Origin of the sequence: Corynebacterium sp. Marseille-Q4381 (genome assembly GCF_036881695.1) — a bacterium.
Classification (GTDB): Bacteria; Actinomycetota; Actinomycetes; order Mycobacteriales; family Mycobacteriaceae; genus Corynebacterium.
On record NZ_JBAJNR010000006.1, the window covers coordinates 61,115 to 78,452 of the forward strand.

The following is a 17,338-nucleotide window of genomic DNA, read 5'->3' on the forward strand; positions in this document are numbered from 1 at the left end:
AGCTAAGGTACAGCGCGCTTACGCGCCGCGGCGATTGCGCTTCGCAGCGACGCGGGCGACCACGGCGTCAATGCGCGCGCGCTCCTCCAAGAACTCCGGCGGGTTGGAGCCGCGCATCGTGCGGGTAAACGCCGGGTGGTCCATGCACACGGTGTCCATCCAACCCTCCACGGCGGCCTCCACCAGCTCGCCGGCGCGGGCGTAGAGGTGCGGCAGACTGACCGCGCCCAGCTCGCGGGCGACCATCTCGGTCTGCTCCAGCACGTAAGCGACGACCTCGCCGATGTGCTGCACCACCAAGTCGGTGCGCCCGGTCAGGGCGTCCTGCATCGTCTGCACGGAGTACGGCGCTTCGAGCGGGAAGAGGTCAATCAGCCCGCTGCCGTCGAGGTACTCCGGCTCGGGAATTTTCTCCTCCGGCCCCGCGGTGGCCGAAAGCTGCCCGGCGCGCATCCCGGAGGTGAGCGCTTGGCGCAGCCCGATCAGCTCGCCGACCACGCGGCGAGCGTCCTGGCGCGCGTCGTCGACGATTTCGGAGAACTCGGCCAGGCAGTCGTCTGCAAGCTCGCCGTCGTAATCCGCGATCGCCTCCGCGATGTGCTCGGCGTATTCCGCAACCTCGTCGCCGATGTTGTAGATCTCCTGTGTCAGTTCGCGGTGGCGCAGCACAGCGGCGGTCTTGTGCATGTGTGTGCGCCCCCTTTGAAACAGGTGTGAATAGCCGGTCAAGTGCTAGAAGGGGATGCTATGCCACGCAAGCGCGCGCGTCGGGAAGGCGCGCCGGTTGGCCGCCCGCCGGCGCGGGTTCCTATCGCTGGTAGAGCTTGTCGATGTCGTCTTGGAAACGCTGGAAGACCACGTTGCGCTTCACCTTCATCGTCGGCGTCATCTCGTCGTTCTGCTCGGACAGGTCGCGGTCCAAGATGCGGAACTTCTTGATCGCCTCGGTGCGCGAGACGGTAGCGTTGGCCATGTTCACCGCGTCCTGCACCTCGGCGCGAAGGGCCGGGTCCTGCGCCAGCTCGGACAACTTGCGGTTGGCCGGGATGTTGTGGTTCGCCTTCCAGCGCTTCAGCTCCGACTCGTCGAGGGTGACCAGCACGCCGATGAACGGCTTGCCGTCGCCCACCACCAACGCGTTCGAGATCAGCGGGTCCTGGCGGATGATCTCCTCCAGCGGGCCCGGCGAGACGTTCTTGCCGCCGGCGGTGACAATCAGGTCCTTCTTGCGGCCGGTGATGCGCACGAAGCCCTCGTCGTCCACCTCGCCAAGATCGCCGGTGTTGAACCAGCCGTCGGTGATCCCGTCGGCGGTGGCCTCCGGGTTGTTCCAGTACTCCGAGATCACGCCGGGGCCGGCGAACTCGATCTCGCCGTCGTCGTTGATGCGCACGGAGTAGCCGTTCATCGGCCGGCCCACGGTGCCGATCTTGTTGGCGTCGGCGTTGTTCACGCAGGCAGCCGCGCAGGTCTCGGTCAGCCCGTAGCCTTCGTAGATGGGCACACCCATGCCGCGGAAGAAGTGGCTGAGATCCGGGTTCATGGCGGAGCCGCCGGTGATGCCGTACCAGACGGAGCCGCCCATCGCTTCCTTAATCTTGCTGTAGACCAGCTTGTCGTAGAGGGCGACCTTGGCTTTCTGCACCCGGGTCGGGCCGGATTCGGTGTCCAGCGCCTTGGAGTAGTCGATCGCGGCCTTCTCCGCCTCGAGAAAGACGCGCTTGCCCAGCGCGGAACCGTCCGCAGCCTTGCGGTACGCACCCTCGCGCACCTTCTCAAACACGCGCGGCACGCCGACAACCAAGTTCGGCCGGCCGCGCTGCAGCTCCACGGTCAAGGTTGAGGTGTCGGACCAGTGCGACTGGGTCGCGCCGGAGAGCGTCCACGCGATCGACACGGCGCGCGCGAGCACGTGCGCCAGCGGCAGGAACGTCACCATGCGCTGGCCCGGGAAGGATACTTGGCCGATCTTGTTCTCTAGCAGCGCCCAGCACTGGTAGGCCCAGTTACCGTGCGTGATCTTCACACCCTTCGGGCGGCCGGTGGTGCCGGAGGTGTAGACGATGGATGCTGGGTCGTCGTGGGTCAGGGGTTGCCAACGCTCGTCGACAAGCGCCTGCTCAATGCTCCTCCCCTCGAACTTAATGATCTCCGTGCCAGAGGCGTTGAACTCGTAGACCCGCTCCAGCTTCGAGTTCTTGTACACACCGTCCGGCAGGAAGGGGGTGAGCAGCTCAGTGTGGTCGCGCGTTTCGCTGAACGCGATCTTCGCGCCGGAGTCCTCCAGAATCCACTGGATCTGGTGTGTGGAGCTCGTCGGGTAGATCGGCACGGTCACCGCGCCCGCGGCCCAGATGGCGTAGTCCACCAGCGCCCACTCGTAGCGGGTGGAGGAGAAGATCGCGACGCGGTCCCCCGGTGCAACACCGGCGGCAATGAGCCCCTTCGCCACCTCGAAGACCTCCTCGATGAACTCTCCCGCCGTGACCGAGACCCACTCGTAGTTGCGCGGGCGCGAGTACAGCACAAGGTGCGGTTGGGTCTGGCACATCTCGACCAACCGGCGGATCGGCGTGTCCTTGTCCGTGAGCGTGAAACCAAGTTCCGTGGTGAAAGAGTTCGACGGCATGCGGGCAATTCTACCGCGCGCTGTGGCAGAATCGCGTGATGTGAGAAACGGTGACTTGCTGCTCGAACTGGCCGAGGCCTATGGCTTCGGCACCACCTACCGCGCCTCGAACGGTCTGATCACCTCACCCCCGCTGGTCTCCTACGTCAAGCTGTTGCGCGCGTTGGGGCTCACGCTTGACGACGACCCGTCGCAAGAAGAACTCCAGTTCCACCTGGATGCGCGCCGCCTAGAGCTGGCCACCCGCCCGCTGCCGCCGACCGTGGTGGCGACCGCGGGGCACGAGAAGCACTTCAACGTCCACGTTCACGACGGGCACTGGGCGCACTGCTGGATCCGCTTAGAGGACGGCTCCTCGCGCGACGCGTACCAGGACGAGAACTGGGCCCCGCCGGTCACCGGCGCCGACGGCGTGGTGTGGGGCGAGGCCACCTTCCACGTTCCCGGCGACTTGCCGGTGGGCTGGCACGAGCTGCACCTAGAATCCGACACGGTCCACGCGACCGCCACGCTGATCGTGGTGCCGGAGCAGCTGGAGACCAACCAGCGGCTTATCCACGACCCGGTTTGGGGCGTGATGGCGCAGCTGTACTCGGTGCGCTCCGAGCAGTCCTGGGGTGTGGGCGACTTTGAAGACTTGGGGCGCCTAGCAGAGGTCGTCGCCGCTGAGGGCGCGGACTACCTGCTGATCAACCCGGTGCACGCCGCGCAGCCGGTGCCGCCGGTGGAGGACTCGCCGTACCTGCCTACTTCCCGGCGTTTCGTCAACCCCATCTACATCTCCGTGGAGGCGGTGCCGGAGTTTTCCTGGCTCGCCGACGACCAGCGCGCCGAGATCGACGAGCTGATCGCCCCGCTGAAAGCCATGAACCGCTCGGCGGAGCCGCTGGAGCGCGACACCGTGTTCCAGGTCAAGCTCGACGTGCTGCGCGAGTTGTTCTACCTGTCCAGCGAGGACGAGGAGCGCACCCGGGGTTTCGAGCTGTTCACCTTCGACGAGGGCGAGGGCTTAGAGGAGTTCGCCCGCTGGTGCGCGGGGCAGGCGCTCAACGCCGCGCCCGCCCGCCACGCCGGCCCGCAGAAAGGCGACCCGCTGGCCGAGGCCACCCGTTTCTACATGTGGCTGCAGTTCATCGCAGACGAGCAGCGCCGCGTGGCCCAGGAGCGCGCGCTGGCCGCCGGCATGTCGATTGGCATCATGACGGACCTTGCCGTGGGCATCCACCCCGACGGCGCCGACGCGCACACTTTGCACGACGTGCTGGTTGCCGACGCCTCTGTCGGCGCCCCGCCGGACCAGTACTCCCAACAGGGCCAGGACTGGTCCCAGCCACCGTGGAACCCAGAGAAGCTCGCCGCCGAGGGGTACGCCCCGTGGCGCGACCTGCTGCGCACCGTGCTTCGCCACTCCGGCGGCATCCGCGTCGACCACGTGCTGGGGCTGTTCCGTCTGTTCTGGCTGCCGCGCATGGATTCGCCCGCCGAGGGCGCGTACATGAACTACGACTACGAGGCGATGGTGGGCGTGCTCGCGCTCGAGGCGCAGCGCGCGGGCGCCGTCGTCGTCGGCGAGGACCTGGGCACCTTCGAGCCGTGGGTCCAAGACGTGCTGCGCGACAAGGGCATCTTCGGCACCACCGTTTTGTGGTTCGAATCCACGCCGTGGGACAACTCGCCGCTGCCGTCGAACCAGTACCGCAACCTCTCGCTCACGGCGATCGGCACGCACGACTTGCCGCCGACCGCGGGCTACATGAAGGGCGCACACAACGAGCTGCGCCACAAGCTGGGCCTGGTCGAGGAGACCCTCGACGAGCTCAACGCCAACGACGCGGTGTGGATCAGCCAGGTGCTCGCCCACGCGCAGTCGGAGGGCGCGTTCGACGGCACCTCGGTTGCGGAGCTCGACTTCCTCGACCGCGACTTGGGCGAGTACGAGGACGTCAACGCGTTGCTGGTGGGGCTCACCCGCTTCATCGCCTCCACCCCGTCGGCGATGACCTGCACCAACCTCGTGGACATGGTCGGCGACGTGCGCATTCAGAACCAGCCGGGCACCAACGCCGAGCAGTACTCGAATTGGTGCATCCCGCTTAGCGACGCACACGGAAACGCCATCCTCATCGAGGACTTGAAAGACCTGCCCCTGTTCCACGACGTGGCCGAGGCCTCGCGGCGCCGGTAGCGCTAGAGCGCGCCGGCGATAGCCGCGATCACCACGATCGCGATCAGGATCCACATCACCTGCGTGACCAGCGAGCGCGGGTACTTGCGCTGCGGCCGAGGCAGCTTCTGGTCCTCGCGCCGCAGCTCTTCTGGGTTTGCCATGGTGTGTAACCCTACTCGACGATATCTGCCACCTGCGCGCCGGCAAGCCCGCGCCGCACGAGCAGCGGGCGGGTGTCTTTGGCTCGGCCGCGAAACGCTTCGTACGCCGCAGCGTAGTCGCGCGACGCGCCGCGCGAAAGCACCGTATCCCGGAAGCGCTGGCCCACCGCGCGGTTGATGCCTTCGCGCTTCACCAGCTCGTAACCGTCGGCGTCCAGCGCCTCCGCCCAGAGGTAGGAGTAGTACCCGGCGGAGTAGCCGCCGGCGAAGATGTGGTTGAACCAGGTCGAGCGATAGCGCGGTTCCAGCCCCTCCACATCCAACCCCACAGCGCGCAGCGCCTCCCGCTCGAACTCGTCGACTGCGGCCACATCCGTGGGCACCTCGCCCTCCAGGCTGTGCCACGCCAAGTCAATCGCCGCGGCTGCCAGGTACTCGGCCGTGTCGAAGCCCTGGCCGAACTGACGCGACGCGCGCACGGCCTCTACCAGCTCCTCCGGGATCACCTCGCCGGTATCCACGTGGCGCGCGTAGTTGCTCACCACCTCGGGGGCGAACGCCAGATTCTCGTTGAACTGGCTGGGGAATTCGACCCAGTCGCGCGGCACGTTGGTGCCGGACAGTGAGGGGTAGCGCACGTTGGACAGCAGCCCGTGCAGCGCGTGGCCGAACTCGTGGAAGACGGTGGTCACCTCATCAATAGACAAAAGCGGGCTGGTCACGCTCATCACGTTCACCACCACCGGGCGGGTGCCCAGCAGCTCGGACTGGTCGACGAACGAGCTCATCCACGCCCCGCCGCGCTTGGTCTCGCGCGCCGCGTAGTCCGTGAGCAGGAGCCCAAGACCGGTGCCGTCGGCGTCTTTGACCTCCCACACGTCGACGACGTCGCGGTAGCCGCGCAGGTCGGGGCGCTTGTCCACGCTGATGCCGTAGAGGAGGTGGGCGGAGTGGAAGGCGCCGTCGACAAGCACCTGCTCCAAGGGGAAGTACTTGCGCAGCTCAGCTTCATCCACCGAGAGCTCGGTTGCTTTTCTGCGCGCCTGCCAGTACGGCCAATCCGCCCCGTCAACGTCGTAACCGGCGAGTTCGGAGGCGAGCTTGCGCTCCGCCTCGGCATTCGCGGCGGCCGCCGGCGCGAGGTCAGCGATCAGCCCGCGGGCAGCTGCGGCGGTACCGGCTGTCTCCTCCGCGATGACGTAATCCGCGTGGGAGGCGAAACCTAAAAGCCGCGCGCGTTCTTGGCGCAGCCGCACCGCTTCCAGCACGATCTCCCGGTTGGTTTCGGTGCCGCGAGCGCGCGAGGCGTCGAAAAGCTTGCGTCGCGCAGCCGGGTTCTCAAGCTCCGCCTGCAGCGACTGGGTGGTGGGCAGCTCGATGGGAACGACGTAGCGGTCGCCGTCTTTCAAGCCCTCGAGCTGCGTCTCGCTCAGGCCTTTGAGTTCCTCTTCGGCCAGTTCGACGGCGAGCGCCTTCGTGTCCGCGAGCAGGTTGCGTCCGAAGCGCTCCGACAGCTCCGAAAGGCGCTGGTTGATCTCCTGCAGGCGGGTCTTGCCGGCCGCGTCGAGCAGCGCGCCGCGGCGCTCGAACCGGCGGGTCAAAAGCTCGTGGAGCCGCCCCGATTCCTCATCGCCCGGCACCTCCACCGCCTTGATGCGCCGGTAGAGCTCCTCGTTCTGGTAAATCGAATCCACGTGCGCGGATAGCTTCGGCACGATGGCGTCGGCGACCCGGTCGAACTCCTTGTCGCCGTCGGTGCCCTGCAGGTTGAAAAACCACGCGGTGACGCGCTCCAAGTCCTGCCCCGAGCGCTCGAGCGCCTCCACCGTGTTCGCCCACGTCGGCTGGGCTTGCGTCACAATCGCGGTGATCTCGTCGGCCTGCGCCCGCAGCGCCCGCTCGAACGCCGGCTCCACGTGCTCGAGGCGGATCGCCGCGAAATCCGGCAGGTTGTAGGGCAAAACAGAGGGTTGCAGCAGGGGGTTCGTCATAGGGAACACCATAGCTAGGATCGGAGCACGTGCTGCTTGCCGACGCCCTCCCCCACCTCACCACCCCTCACGGTGCACGCCCCGGCGACGACTTCCCCGTCGTCGCCTGGCTGGGCGAGGGCGGCCCCGACCCCGTGAGCGCCGCCTCGGCCGGGTTGGTCCACGCCCGGGTTGCGTACCGCTCCGGGCTAACCGGGTGGCTGCAGTTTCCCGCCGACGCGCCTTCCCACTACCGCGCCGTCGCCGACTGTTCGGCCAGCCTTGTGTGGCTGCAGCGCAACGTGGAGGCCTTCGGCGGCGACCCGACGAACATCACCGTGGTCGGGTCGGGCGAAGCGGCGGCCATCGCGTTGTGGCTGACCAGGCGCGATCACTACCGCGGCGACTTCCGCCGCGCCGCCGCAATCGCGCCAGCGTTTCCGCGCCGGGGGCTGCAGTCGCGCAAGTGGATCATCCGCGGAGCACTCGGGATCCCGCTCACCGAGTCCGCGGTGGATGACCTCGCCGCGAGAAAGCCGGAGAAGTTCGCGCGCGCGGAGAGGCGCCTCGCCCTGCTTTCACCCGCCACCACCCCGCTCGGCCCCTTCCCCTTCGACGCCGGCGAGCTCGCCGCCGTGCCGCTGTTGGTCGCGCCGGGCGCCGACGAGCGCGGCGCATCATTTGCCGCCGCGCTCGCAGACGAAGCGCCCGGCCCCGTCACCGTCGAACCCCTCCGGGTGGGCGATGACCTGTGGCGCAACCCTTTCCTCCGCGGCGGCAGCTAAGGGGGGCGGATGAAGGAGTGCGTCCGAAGGATGGCGGATCTACGGTGAAAAATGGCTACTTCCGCCATCCTTGGGACGCCATCCTTGAGACGCCATCCTTCGGACGCCCCCCGCTGAGAGGCCCAGCCCGCAGGGCGCGCTAACGCAAGCCGAGCTAACCCAAGGCGGCGCGGAGGCGGGGGTCGGCGAGCTCCTCGACGAGCCACGGCGACAAAAGAAACGGCGTCTCCTCGGCGGCGCGGACCACCGCCTGCGGCGCGACCCACGCGAACGAGTCGACCTCTGCGGGGTTGGGGTTGAGAACGACGCCGTCGGCGAGCCGGGCGACAAAGACGGGGCAGATTTCGTTTTCCACCACGCCGGATGAGTCGACGGCGCGGTAACGGAACTCGGGAAGCACCAGTTCAAGCGAGACCAAATCCTCACTGGCCAGACCGAGTTCGGTGCCGGCGCGGCGCGTCACCGCTTCTTCACACCGCTCGCCCGGCGCGGGGTGGCCGCAAAACGAGTTGGTCCACACACCCGGCCACGTCAACTTGCTTAGAGCGCGCCGGGTGAGGAGCAGCTGCCCCGACGAATCCAGCAACCAGCAGGAAAACGCGAGGTGAAGGGGGGTGTGGGAAGTGTGGATGTCGACTTTGGGGGCGGTGGTTGTGGGGTTGCCGTAAGCGTCGACAAGCTGCACTAGCTCCATCAGTTATTAAGGTTCCCCTCGAAGGTGACGTTGCCGATGGTGAAGCGGGCGTCCCACAGGTTGCCGGTGGACACGTCGAAGGCGTACTTCGCGTTCACCGTGGCGCCGGGCCCGAGCGGCAGGTCGAGGCCGATGATGTCCACGTCCGCCTCTTCTGCGCTTAAGGCTTCCGCCGTGCGCATCTCGCCGCCGCCAGCGTTGTACTTCAGCTCCGGCGACAGCGTGTCCACCGGCATCGGCGCGTCCGACTCGTTGGTCACCGCGACGACCACGATCGAGCCGCCGCCCGGCGCGTACGAGGTGCCCTGCCACTTGTAGCTGAGCTCCATCGCCGGGTCCTCCACGCGCGCGCCCTTGATCTCCGTCGACGGGGCCGGCTCGACGCTGGACGAGGTGAACTCCTGCGCGGGGCGCCCGATGGTGCTGGTGGCGGAGACTTCCTCCTCGGCGCTCCGCTGGGCCGCGACCGGGTCGTCCTCGCCGCCGGCGACGCAGCCGGCGAGCGGCAGCACAAGCAACATCGCGGCGAATCTCATGCGGTGGTTCATTTGGGCGCGGCTCCAAGCAGACGTGTTCGGGCAGTTCCTCGCAATACTACAGCGCGCGGTAGCGTGACCAGCATGCAGCCAATCACCCGTGTTCTACGCAGCGCAAACCAACTCCGCCCGTACTACATCGCGGTGGTGGCGGTCTCCTCGCTGGTGGCGGCGCTCGGGCTGGTGTCGCCGTTTTTGCTGCGCGAGGCCACGGACACCATCGTCGAAGGCGGCGAGGCGCGCACGGTGATCTGGCTGGCCATCGGCCTGTTCGCCGCGGAGGCAACAGCGTCGGTTTTGCGCAACGTCTCCGGCTACTTGGGCGACGTCATGGTTGCGCGCATCCGCCAGATCCTGTCCACGCGATACTTTGAAAAGCTGCTGTCGCTGCCGCAGCGCTACTTCGACAACCAGGTCACGGGCACGATCATCGCGCGACTCGACCGCTCGATCGCCAACGTCACCCAGTTCATCCAGTCGATGGCGAACAACTTCCTGCCCATGCTGATCCAGGTCATCGCGATCCTGGCTATCACCGGCTTCTATTACTGGCCGCTGGCGGTGCTGCTCGCGCTACTGTTCCCCCTCTACACGTGGCTGACGGCGCTGACGTCGAAGCGCTGGCAGACGTTCGAGGGCGAGAAGAACGACCACATCGACCAGGGCAACGGCCGCTTCGCTGAGGTGGTCGGGCAGATGAAGGTGACCAAGTCCTTCGTCGCCGAATCGCGCGAGCTGAACACGTTCGCAGACCACTACCAGTCCACCGTGGACATCACGCGCCCGCAGTCGCGCTGGTGGCACTCGATGGACACCGCACGCGGCCTAGTCATGAACGCGATCTTCCTCGGCATCTACCTGATCCTGTTCCTGCGCACGCTCGGCGGCCACTTCTCCATCGGCACCATGGTCATGCTGATTCAGATGGTGACCATGGTGCGCCAACCCGTGACCATGATGAGCTGGATCGTGGATTCCGCGCAACGCGCCGTCGCCGGCTCCAAGAGCTACTTCAAGGTCATGGACGCGCCGGTCGAGGAAGCGTTCGCGCGCAACCCCGCTCTCTCACCCCTGCCGGTTGCGGAGCCGGTGGTCAGCTTCGATCACGTCAGCTTCGGGTATGAGGAGGGGGCATTGGTGCTTGACGACGTCACCTTCCACGCCCACCAGCACCAAAAAATTGCGCTGGTCGGCGAGTCCGGCGGCGGCAAGTCCACCATCGTGAGCCTCCTTTTGGGCCTCTACCCCATCGACGCCGGCCGCCTGAGGGTCTGCGGCCGCGACGCCGCAGAGATCTCCGCCGCTGAACTGCGCGCGTCCACCGGCGTGGTGTTCCAGGAACCGGCGCTGTTCTCCGGCACGATCCGGGAAAACATCGCCTACGGCAAACCCGGCGCGACGCTGGAGGAAGTCATCGAGGTGGCCAAGCGCGCCAACGCGCACGGCTTCATCAGCGGGTTCGACAACGGCTACGACACCGTCATCGGCGAGCGGGGTTTGCGCTTATCCGGCGGGCAGAAGCAGCGGGTGGCGGTTGCCAGGGCCATGCTTAAAGACGCCCCGATCCTCATTCTCGACGAAGCCACCTCAGCCCTCGACACGAAGGCGGAGCGCGCGGTGCAAGCCGGCCTGGACGAGCTGATGAAGAACCGCACGACGATCATGATCGCGCACCGCTTGTCCACCATCGCCGACGTGGACACCATCATCACGCTCAAGGACGGGCGCATCGACGAGATCGGCTCGCCGGCTGAGCTCGCCGTGTCCGGCGGTATTTATTCGGAGCTTCTGCAGCTCACCGCCTCGTCTTCAGCTGCAGACCGCGAGCGCTTGAAGTCCTTCGGCTTCCACGTGGACTCCGAGGACGGGGACGACGAGGAGCCGCAAGAGCGCTAGCCTTGGGTGCCATGCAGTTTCCTAGCCTTGACACCCTGAAAGCCCGCGGCACCCGCAAGTGGACGGTGTACGGCGAGGACGTGATCCCGCTGTTTATCGCGGAGAGCGACTTCCCCACCGCACCGGCCGTCAAGCGGGCGATTATCGACGCCTGCGAGCGCGAAATGTTCGGCTACACCCCCGCCCCGCGCGCCCACCGCTTGGGCGAGGCGGTCACCGACTTCTACGCCGACCGCTACGGCTGGCGCCCGGATCCCGCAAATGTCTTCCCCGTCGCCGACGTGGTGCGCGGCGTGCTGCTGTCCATTCAGTACTTCACGGAAGGCCCGGTCATTGTGCCGGTGCCGGCGTACTTCCCCTTCCTCGAGATCGCCGAGGCCGCTGGGCGCGAGCGCGTCGACGTCGGCTCGGTGAACGGTCTTGACCTGATGGAGGTCGAAGCCGCGTTTAGAAACGGCGCGGGCAGCATCATCCTGACTAACCCGTTCAACCCCGGCGGCTACGTGTTCGACGCCGAGGAGCTCGACCAGATCTGCGCCATCGCGCGACGCTACGGCGGCCGCGTCATCGTCGACGAGATCCACGCTCCGTTGACGTTCGGCGCACCCCACGTGTGCGCCGCGGCGAACAATCCGGACGTGTGCATCACCGTCACCGCCACCTCCAAGGCGTGGAACGTCGCGGGGCTCAAATGCGCGCAGATCATCTTCTCCAACGACGAGGACGTCAAGCGTTGGAACGGGATGAACCACGTGGCGAAGGACGGCGTGGGCACGCTCGGCATCGTCGCTGCGGAGGCCTGCTACAACGACGGCCGCGAGTTCCTCGACGAGGAGGTCGCGCTGCTCAAGGCGAACCGCGACTGGCTGGTGGAGCACCTGCCGGAGGCGATCCCCGGCATCGAGTTCGTGGTGCCGGACGCGACGTACCTGATGTTCCTGGACTTCAGCGGCACCAGGCTCGCCACCGAGCTGGGCGTGGACCGCCCCGCAGCTTGGCTGCTCAAGCACGCAAACGTGGCGATGAGCGAAGGCGCCGACTTCGGCCCCGGCGGCGACAACAAGGCGCGCCTGAATTTCGCCACCAGCCCGGAGATCCTCGAAGAGGCCGTCGGGCGCATGGCTCGTGCGATTACGAGCGCCTAAACCCAGTACGCTCTAGGGCCATGGAGCAAACGCCGCAGGCCTCGCAGTTCATGACCCCCGCGCCCGCCGAGCAACCGTGGGAGCGCCCCGACCCGGAGTGGTACAAGGATGCCGTCTTTTACGAGGTGCTGGTGCGCGCCTTCTACGATCCGGACGGCACTGGTTCCGGGTCGCTGAAAGGCCTCGAGGAGAAGCTGGACTACCTCGAGTGGCTCGGGGTGGACTGCCTGTGGATCCCGCCGTTCTACGACTCCCCGCTCAAAGACGGCGGCTACGACATCCGGGACTTCCGCAAGGTGCTGCCGGAGTTCGGCACGGTGGAGGACTTCGTTTCGCTTATCGACGCAGCCCACAAACGCGGCATCCGCATCATCACAGACTTCCCCATCAACCACACTTCCGACCAGCACGCCTGGTTCCGCGCATCCCGCCAGGACCCGGAAGGCCCGTACGGCAACTACTACGTGTGGACCGATGACCCGGAGCAGTACGAGGGCACCCGCATCATCTTCATCGACACCGAGGAGTCCAACTGGACGTGGGATCCGGTGCGCAAGCAGTACTTCTGGCACCGCTTCTTCTCCCACCAGCCGGACCTGAACTACGACAACCCGAAGGTCCAGGAGGAAGTCCTGGACGTGATCCGCTTCTGGCTGGATCTGGGCATGGACGGCATCCGCCTCGACGCGATTCCGTACCTGTTTGAGCGCGAGGGCACCTCCAGCGAGAACCTCCCGGAGACCCACCAGTTCATCAAACGCGTGCGCGCGATGTTTGATGAGGAGTACCCGGGCCGCTTCCTCTTGGCCGAGGCGAACCAGCTGCCGTACGAGGTGGTGGAGTACTTCGGCCAGGGCGAGGACGGCGCCGGCGACGAGTGCCAGATGGCGTTCCACTTCCCCGTCATGCCGCGCATCTTCATGGGCCTGCACAAGGAAACGGCGCAGCCGATCATCGACATCCTGCGCGAGACCCCGGCAATCCCGGAGAGCGCGCAGTGGGGCATCTTTTTGCGCAACCACGACGAGCTCACGCTCGAGATGGTGACCGAAGACGAGCGCGACTACATGTACAAGTCCTACGCGTTCGAGCCTCGCATGCGCGCCAACGTGGGCATCCGCCGACGCCTCGCGCCGCTGCTGGGCGGCGACCGCGACCGCCTCGAGCTCGCCCACGCGCTGCTGTTGTCGCTGCCGGGTTCGCCGTTTTTGTACTACGGCGACGAGATCGGCATGGGCGACAACATTTGGCTTGCCGACCGCGACGGGGTGCGCACACCAATGCAGTGGTCGAACGACCGAAACGGCGGGTTCTCCAGCGCCGACCCGGAGCGCCTCTACCTGCCGCCGGTGCGCAACGATCAGTACGGCTTCCACACGGTGAACGTGGAGTCGCAGAAGAGCCGCGAGAATTCGCTGCTGCACTGGGTGCGCACCCTCGTGCACATTCGCAAGCAGTACCGCGCGTTCGGCCGCGGTGCCTACATCGAGGTCGAGCACGGCAACGACCAAGTGCTCGCTTTCATCCGCGAATACACGGACGAGACGGGCCGCACCGAGCGCATCCTGTGCGTGCACAACATGTCGTCTCGGCCGCAACCGGTGGAGATGCAGTTAGCTCGCTACAGCGGACTCCTGCCGCGCGAGCTGTCCGGCGGCGTGGACTTCCCCGCGATCGGTGAGCTGCCGTGGCTGGTCACCTTGGCCCCGCACGGGTTCTTCTGGTTCGACATCTCGGGTGCGGTGGAGCAGCGATGATCGACATCTCAAAGGAGCGGTTCTTCGGGGCGAAGGCGTCGGGGGTGGGGCGGGTGAGCGTCGTCAAGCAGCTGCCCCTCGGGCCGTACGAGTGGCAACTGTTGCAGGTGGACGACGACATCTACCAAGTGGTTTCGGACGGCGCCCGCGACGTGCTTGCCGCTAACCCCACCACCTACGTGGAGCACCTGGGCAAGCTGGGTGAGGTGCGCGGCGAGCTGGTGCGCGGTGAGGCGCGCGCGATGGGTGCGGAGCAGTCGAACACGAACCTGGTGGTCGGCGGCACGTTGGTGAAGGTGTTCCGCAAGCTCGAGCGGGGTGTAAACCCGGATGTGGAGATCCTGAGCCGCATCGACAACCCGCACGTCGCGCCCGTGACCGCGTACGTGACCTTTGACGGGATGACGCTTGCGATGCAGCAGGCGATGCTCGACGGCGACGACGGCTTTGAGCTGGCCACCTCCGGCGCCGAGCTCGACTCGCGCGCTCTCGGCGAGGCCGTCGCCAGCGTCCACGCCTCACTCGCAGCCGAGTTTGGGGTGCGGGAGAGCATCTCGCTTGCCGACGAGCTCAATTCCCGCCTCACCGACTCCATCCGCCGCGCGCCGGTCCTGGCCGAGTTTGAGGACGCCATCCGCGCGCGCTACGAGGTGCTGAACCAGCCGCTGGAAATCCAGCGCGTGCACGGCGACCTGCACTTGGGCCAGACGCTGAAGCGCCGGGGCGGTGTGAGCCACTGGTACCTCATCGACTTCGAGGGCGAACCCGCGCGCCCGCTTGCCCAGCGCGTGGAGCCCGACCACAGGCTGCGCGATCTCGCCGGCATGGTGCGCTCCTACGGCTACGCGCGCCACATCGGCGGGCACAGCAAGGCTTGGGAAGACGACAACGTCGCGGCGCTGAAAGCCGGCTACGGCGGCGTTGACGGCATTGACGGCGTTGACGAGGACATCCTCGCGGCCTACATCGCAGACAAGGCGGCGTACGAAGTGGTGTACGAGGCGAACAACCGGCCAGACTGGGTGGACATCCCCCTCACCGCTCTTCGTTCCATTGTGTGGGACTAACTTCCCAAAAACACTCCGTGGAAGGTACTGTGTACGAAATCATTGATTTCCCACAACGACTCCAACGGAGGTTTTCATGGGCTCCACAGCAGTGCGCGCCGAGCAAGCCGGTCAGACCGGCGCTGGGCGCAAACAGGGCAGCACCAAAACGATTCTGATCACCTCGCTCGCCCTTTTCTCCATGTTCTTCGGCGCGGGCAACTTGATCTTCCCGCCCATGTTGGCTGTGGAGGCCGGCGACAACTTCTGGCCCGCCATCTTGGGCTTCCTCGGCACCGGCGCTCTGTTGCCGGTGCTCGCCGTGATCGCCATCGCCATGTCGGGCGCGTCCGTGCGCGACCTGTCCAAGCGCGCCGGCCACGTCTTCGGCTTCCTTTTCCCCGTGCTTGCGTACCTGTCCATCGGCGCCTTCTACGCGCTGCCGCGTACCGGCGCGGTTTCCATGGAGACAGCGATCACCCCGCTGTTCGGTTTCGAGGGCACGCTCGCGTCCGCGGTCTTCAACATCATCTTCTTCGGCGTCGCGCTGGCGCTGGCGTGGAACCCGTCCACCATCATGGACAAACTGGGCAAATTCCTGGTGCCCGCGCTCGTCGTGCTGCTGGTGATCATGATCGCCGTCTCGCTCGCCCGCTGGAACGCTGAACCGAGCGCGCCGAGCGAGGTCTACGCCGACGGCCCGTTTACTTCCGGACTGCTCGAGGGTTACTTGACCATGGACTCGATCGCCGCCCTGGCGTTCTCCATCGTCATCATTTCCAACCTGCGCGCCAAGGGCTTTGCCGAGGGCCGCGAGATTGTCAACGGCACCATCATCGCCGGCATCGGCGCGGGCGTCATGCTCGCGCTCGTCTACCTGGGCCTCGGCGGCATCGGCCGCGTCATCCCGAAGGCGGGCCAGTACGACAACGGCGCGGGCCTTCTGGCGGACGCAGCGAACCTGACCATGGGCACCGTCGGCCAAGCCGTCTTCTCGGCGGTCGTGCTCCTCGCCTGCCTGACCACCGCCGTCGGCCTGATCACCGCGACCAGCGAGTACTTCTCCGGGAACTTCTTCGGCACCTACCGCGCCTGGGCCATCGGCTTCACCACCTGGTCCATGGTGTTCGCGACCCAGGGCTTGAGCTTCATCATGACCATCGCCGCTCCGGTCATCGGCTTTTTGTACCCGCCGGCCATCGCGCTGATCTTGGTCACCCTGATTGAGCCGGCCTTCCGCTCCAAGACGCGGTTTACCTGGGCACTGATCCTTCCGGTGTGGACCGCGGTCGTGTTCTCGCTCGTTGAAACCTTCGTCAACCTCGGCTGGGCTGCCGACGCGCTGTCCCCGATCGTGTCCTGGGCGCCGTTGTTCGAAGCTGGCCTGGGCTGGGTTGTCCCGGTCGCAGCCGCCTTCGTCATCGGCCTGGTGCTCGACTTCGTGAACCCGAAGGCGCCGATGGAAGTGGGCACCAACCACACCGTCGAGGGCGAGGTCCCCGTCGCCGCCGAGTAGGAAGCGCGTAGCGTGGGGTCATGACTACCCCACTTTCCCTCATTGATTTCTGCATCCGCCGTCCCGGCGAAACCGTCGGGGCGGCGATGCAGCGTTCTGTGGAGTTCGCGCAAAAAGCAGAGGCGCTGGACTACAAGCGCATCTGGTACTCCGAGCACCACAATATGTCCACGATCGTGTCGTCCTCACCGGCGGTACTGATCTCCCACATCGGCGCCAAGACCAACTCCATCCGCCTAGGCTCCGGCGGCGTGATGCTGCCGAACCACTCCCCCTACGTCATCGCCGAGCAGTTCGGTATGCTGGCGGAGCTCTACCCAGACCGCATCGACTTGGGTCTCGGCCGCGCGCCGGGCACCGACCAGCAGACGCTCGGCCGGGCGCTGCGCCGCGACCCGCGTGCCGCGGAGAACTTCCCCCAGGACGTCCTCGAGCTGCAGGCGTGGTTGTCCGACGAGTCGCCGATCCCGAGTGTCGTCGCCTTCCCAGGCAAGGGCACCGAGGTCCCGCTGATTATCCTCGGCTCCTCCATGTTCGGCGCCTCGCTCGCCGCAAAGCTCGGACTGCCCTATTCGTTCGCCTCCCACTTCGCGCCGCAGCACCTAGAGCAGGCGACCACCTACTACCGGGAAAACTACGAGCCCTCGGAGCGTCACCCGGAGCCGTACGTCATCGCCGCGGTCAACGTGATTGCCTCCGACACTGCCGAGGACGCGGAGCGCCAGGAGCGGCTCGTCCACCGCGAGCGTGTGCGCACCTTCGTCGGCCGCCAGGGAACCCCGCTGACCAACGAGCAGCTAGACACGGTAGTGGCCTCGTACCAGGGCCAGCAGATCATTGACATGCTGCGCTACACCGCCAAGGGCACGGGTGAGGACGTGGCCGCGTACCTTAAAGAATTCCAAGAGCTTGCGAAGGCGGACGAGCTTATGGTGTCGCTGCAGGCGCCCTCACATGAGGAAGTGCTGAGAAGCATGGAGATTCTCGCGGCCCACCGCCCATAGATTCACCCCCGCCCGCGCAATGTAGGCTGATG

14 protein-coding genes are annotated in these 17,338 nt (G+C 66.5%); 8 read left to right on the forward strand and 6 right to left on the reverse strand.

Annotation, left to right across the window (positions count from 1 at the left end):
* Positions 1–18: 18 nt before the first annotated feature.
* Both V6D40_RS06380 and V6D40_RS06385 read right to left on the reverse strand, forming a co-directional pair.
* Positions 19–687, reverse strand: coding sequence for a hypothetical protein (locus tag V6D40_RS06380; protein WP_334289530.1), 669 nt, complete (start codon positions 685–687; stop codon positions 19–21).
* A 121-nt stretch (positions 688–808) separates the two neighbouring features.
* On the reverse strand, positions 809–2,629 hold the full coding sequence (locus V6D40_RS06385; RefSeq protein WP_334289531.1) for an AMP-dependent synthetase/ligase: 1,821 nt from the start codon (positions 2,627–2,629) through the stop codon (positions 809–811).
* Between V6D40_RS06385 and malQ the strand changes: the two genes are divergently transcribed.
* A complete protein-coding gene (gene malQ, locus V6D40_RS06390) occupies positions 2,628–4,814 on the forward strand; it encodes a 4-alpha-glucanotransferase (protein WP_442891899.1) in 2,187 nt (728 codons plus the stop codon). The genes V6D40_RS06385 and malQ overlap by 2 nt on opposite strands.
* Positions 4,815–4,816: 2 nt before the next feature.
* Here malQ and V6D40_RS06395 read toward each other — a convergent pair whose 3' ends face one another.
* Positions 4,817–4,957: a hypothetical protein gene (locus tag V6D40_RS06395; RefSeq protein WP_334289533.1), complete on the reverse strand. Its 141-nt coding sequence runs from the start codon at positions 4,955–4,957 to the stop codon at positions 4,817–4,819.
* A gap of 11 nt (positions 4,958–4,968) precedes the next feature.
* On the reverse strand, positions 4,969–6,948 hold the full coding sequence (locus V6D40_RS06400; RefSeq protein WP_334289534.1) for a M3 family metallopeptidase: 1,980 nt from the start codon (positions 6,946–6,948) through the stop codon (positions 4,969–4,971).
* Positions 6,949–6,977: 29 nt separating this feature from the next.
* Between V6D40_RS06400 and V6D40_RS06405 the strand changes: the two genes are divergently transcribed.
* A complete protein-coding gene (locus V6D40_RS06405) occupies positions 6,978–7,712 on the forward strand; it encodes a carboxylesterase family protein (RefSeq protein WP_334289535.1) in 735 nt (244 codons plus the stop codon).
* A 154-nt stretch (positions 7,713–7,866) separates the two neighbouring features.
* Here V6D40_RS06405 and idi read toward each other — a convergent pair whose 3' ends face one another.
* Entirely contained in the window at positions 7,867–8,406 is a 540-nt protein-coding gene (gene idi / locus V6D40_RS06410) for an isopentenyl-diphosphate Delta-isomerase (RefSeq protein ID WP_334289536.1), read from the reverse strand.
* The gene (locus tag V6D40_RS06415) at positions 8,406–8,942 is read right to left on the reverse strand and encodes a hypothetical protein (RefSeq protein WP_334289537.1); all 537 of its coding nucleotides are present in this window, start codon (positions 8,940–8,942) and stop codon (positions 8,406–8,408) included. Before V6D40_RS06415 ends, idi begins: the two co-directional genes overlap by 1 nt.
* Before the next feature lie 84 nt (positions 8,943–9,026).
* Between V6D40_RS06415 and V6D40_RS06420 the strand changes: the two genes are divergently transcribed.
* From V6D40_RS06420 to V6D40_RS06445, 6 genes are all read left to right on the forward strand, one after another.
* Positions 9,027–10,838 carry an ABC transporter ATP-binding protein gene (locus tag V6D40_RS06420; RefSeq protein ID WP_334289538.1) on the forward strand — a complete coding sequence of 604 codons (1,812 nt, stop codon included), beginning with the start codon at positions 9,027–9,029 and terminating at the stop codon, positions 10,836–10,838.
* 11 nt (positions 10,839–10,849) lie between these two features.
* Positions 10,850–11,983 carry a MalY/PatB family protein gene (locus V6D40_RS06425; RefSeq protein ID WP_334289539.1) on the forward strand — a complete coding sequence of 378 codons (1,134 nt, stop codon included), beginning with the start codon at positions 10,850–10,852 and terminating at the stop codon, positions 11,981–11,983.
* Positions 11,984–12,003: 20 nt separating this feature from the next.
* Entirely contained in the window at positions 12,004–13,740 is a 1,737-nt protein-coding gene (gene treS / locus V6D40_RS06430) for a maltose alpha-D-glucosyltransferase (protein ID WP_334289540.1), read from the forward strand.
* A complete protein-coding gene (locus V6D40_RS06435) occupies positions 13,737–14,807 on the forward strand; it encodes a trehalose synthase (RefSeq protein ID WP_334289541.1) in 1,071 nt (356 codons plus the stop codon). Before treS ends, V6D40_RS06435 begins: the two co-directional genes overlap by 4 nt.
* Positions 14,808–14,883: 76 nt before the next feature.
* A complete protein-coding gene (brnQ, locus tag V6D40_RS06440) occupies positions 14,884–16,302 on the forward strand; it encodes a branched-chain amino acid transport system II carrier protein (protein ID WP_334289542.1) in 1,419 nt (472 codons plus the stop codon).
* Positions 16,303–16,322: 20 nt separating this feature from the next.
* On the forward strand, positions 16,323–17,306 hold the full coding sequence (locus V6D40_RS06445; RefSeq protein WP_334289543.1) for an LLM class flavin-dependent oxidoreductase: 984 nt from the start codon (positions 16,323–16,325) through the stop codon (positions 17,304–17,306).
* The last annotated feature ends 32 nt before the right edge of the window (positions 17,307–17,338 follow it).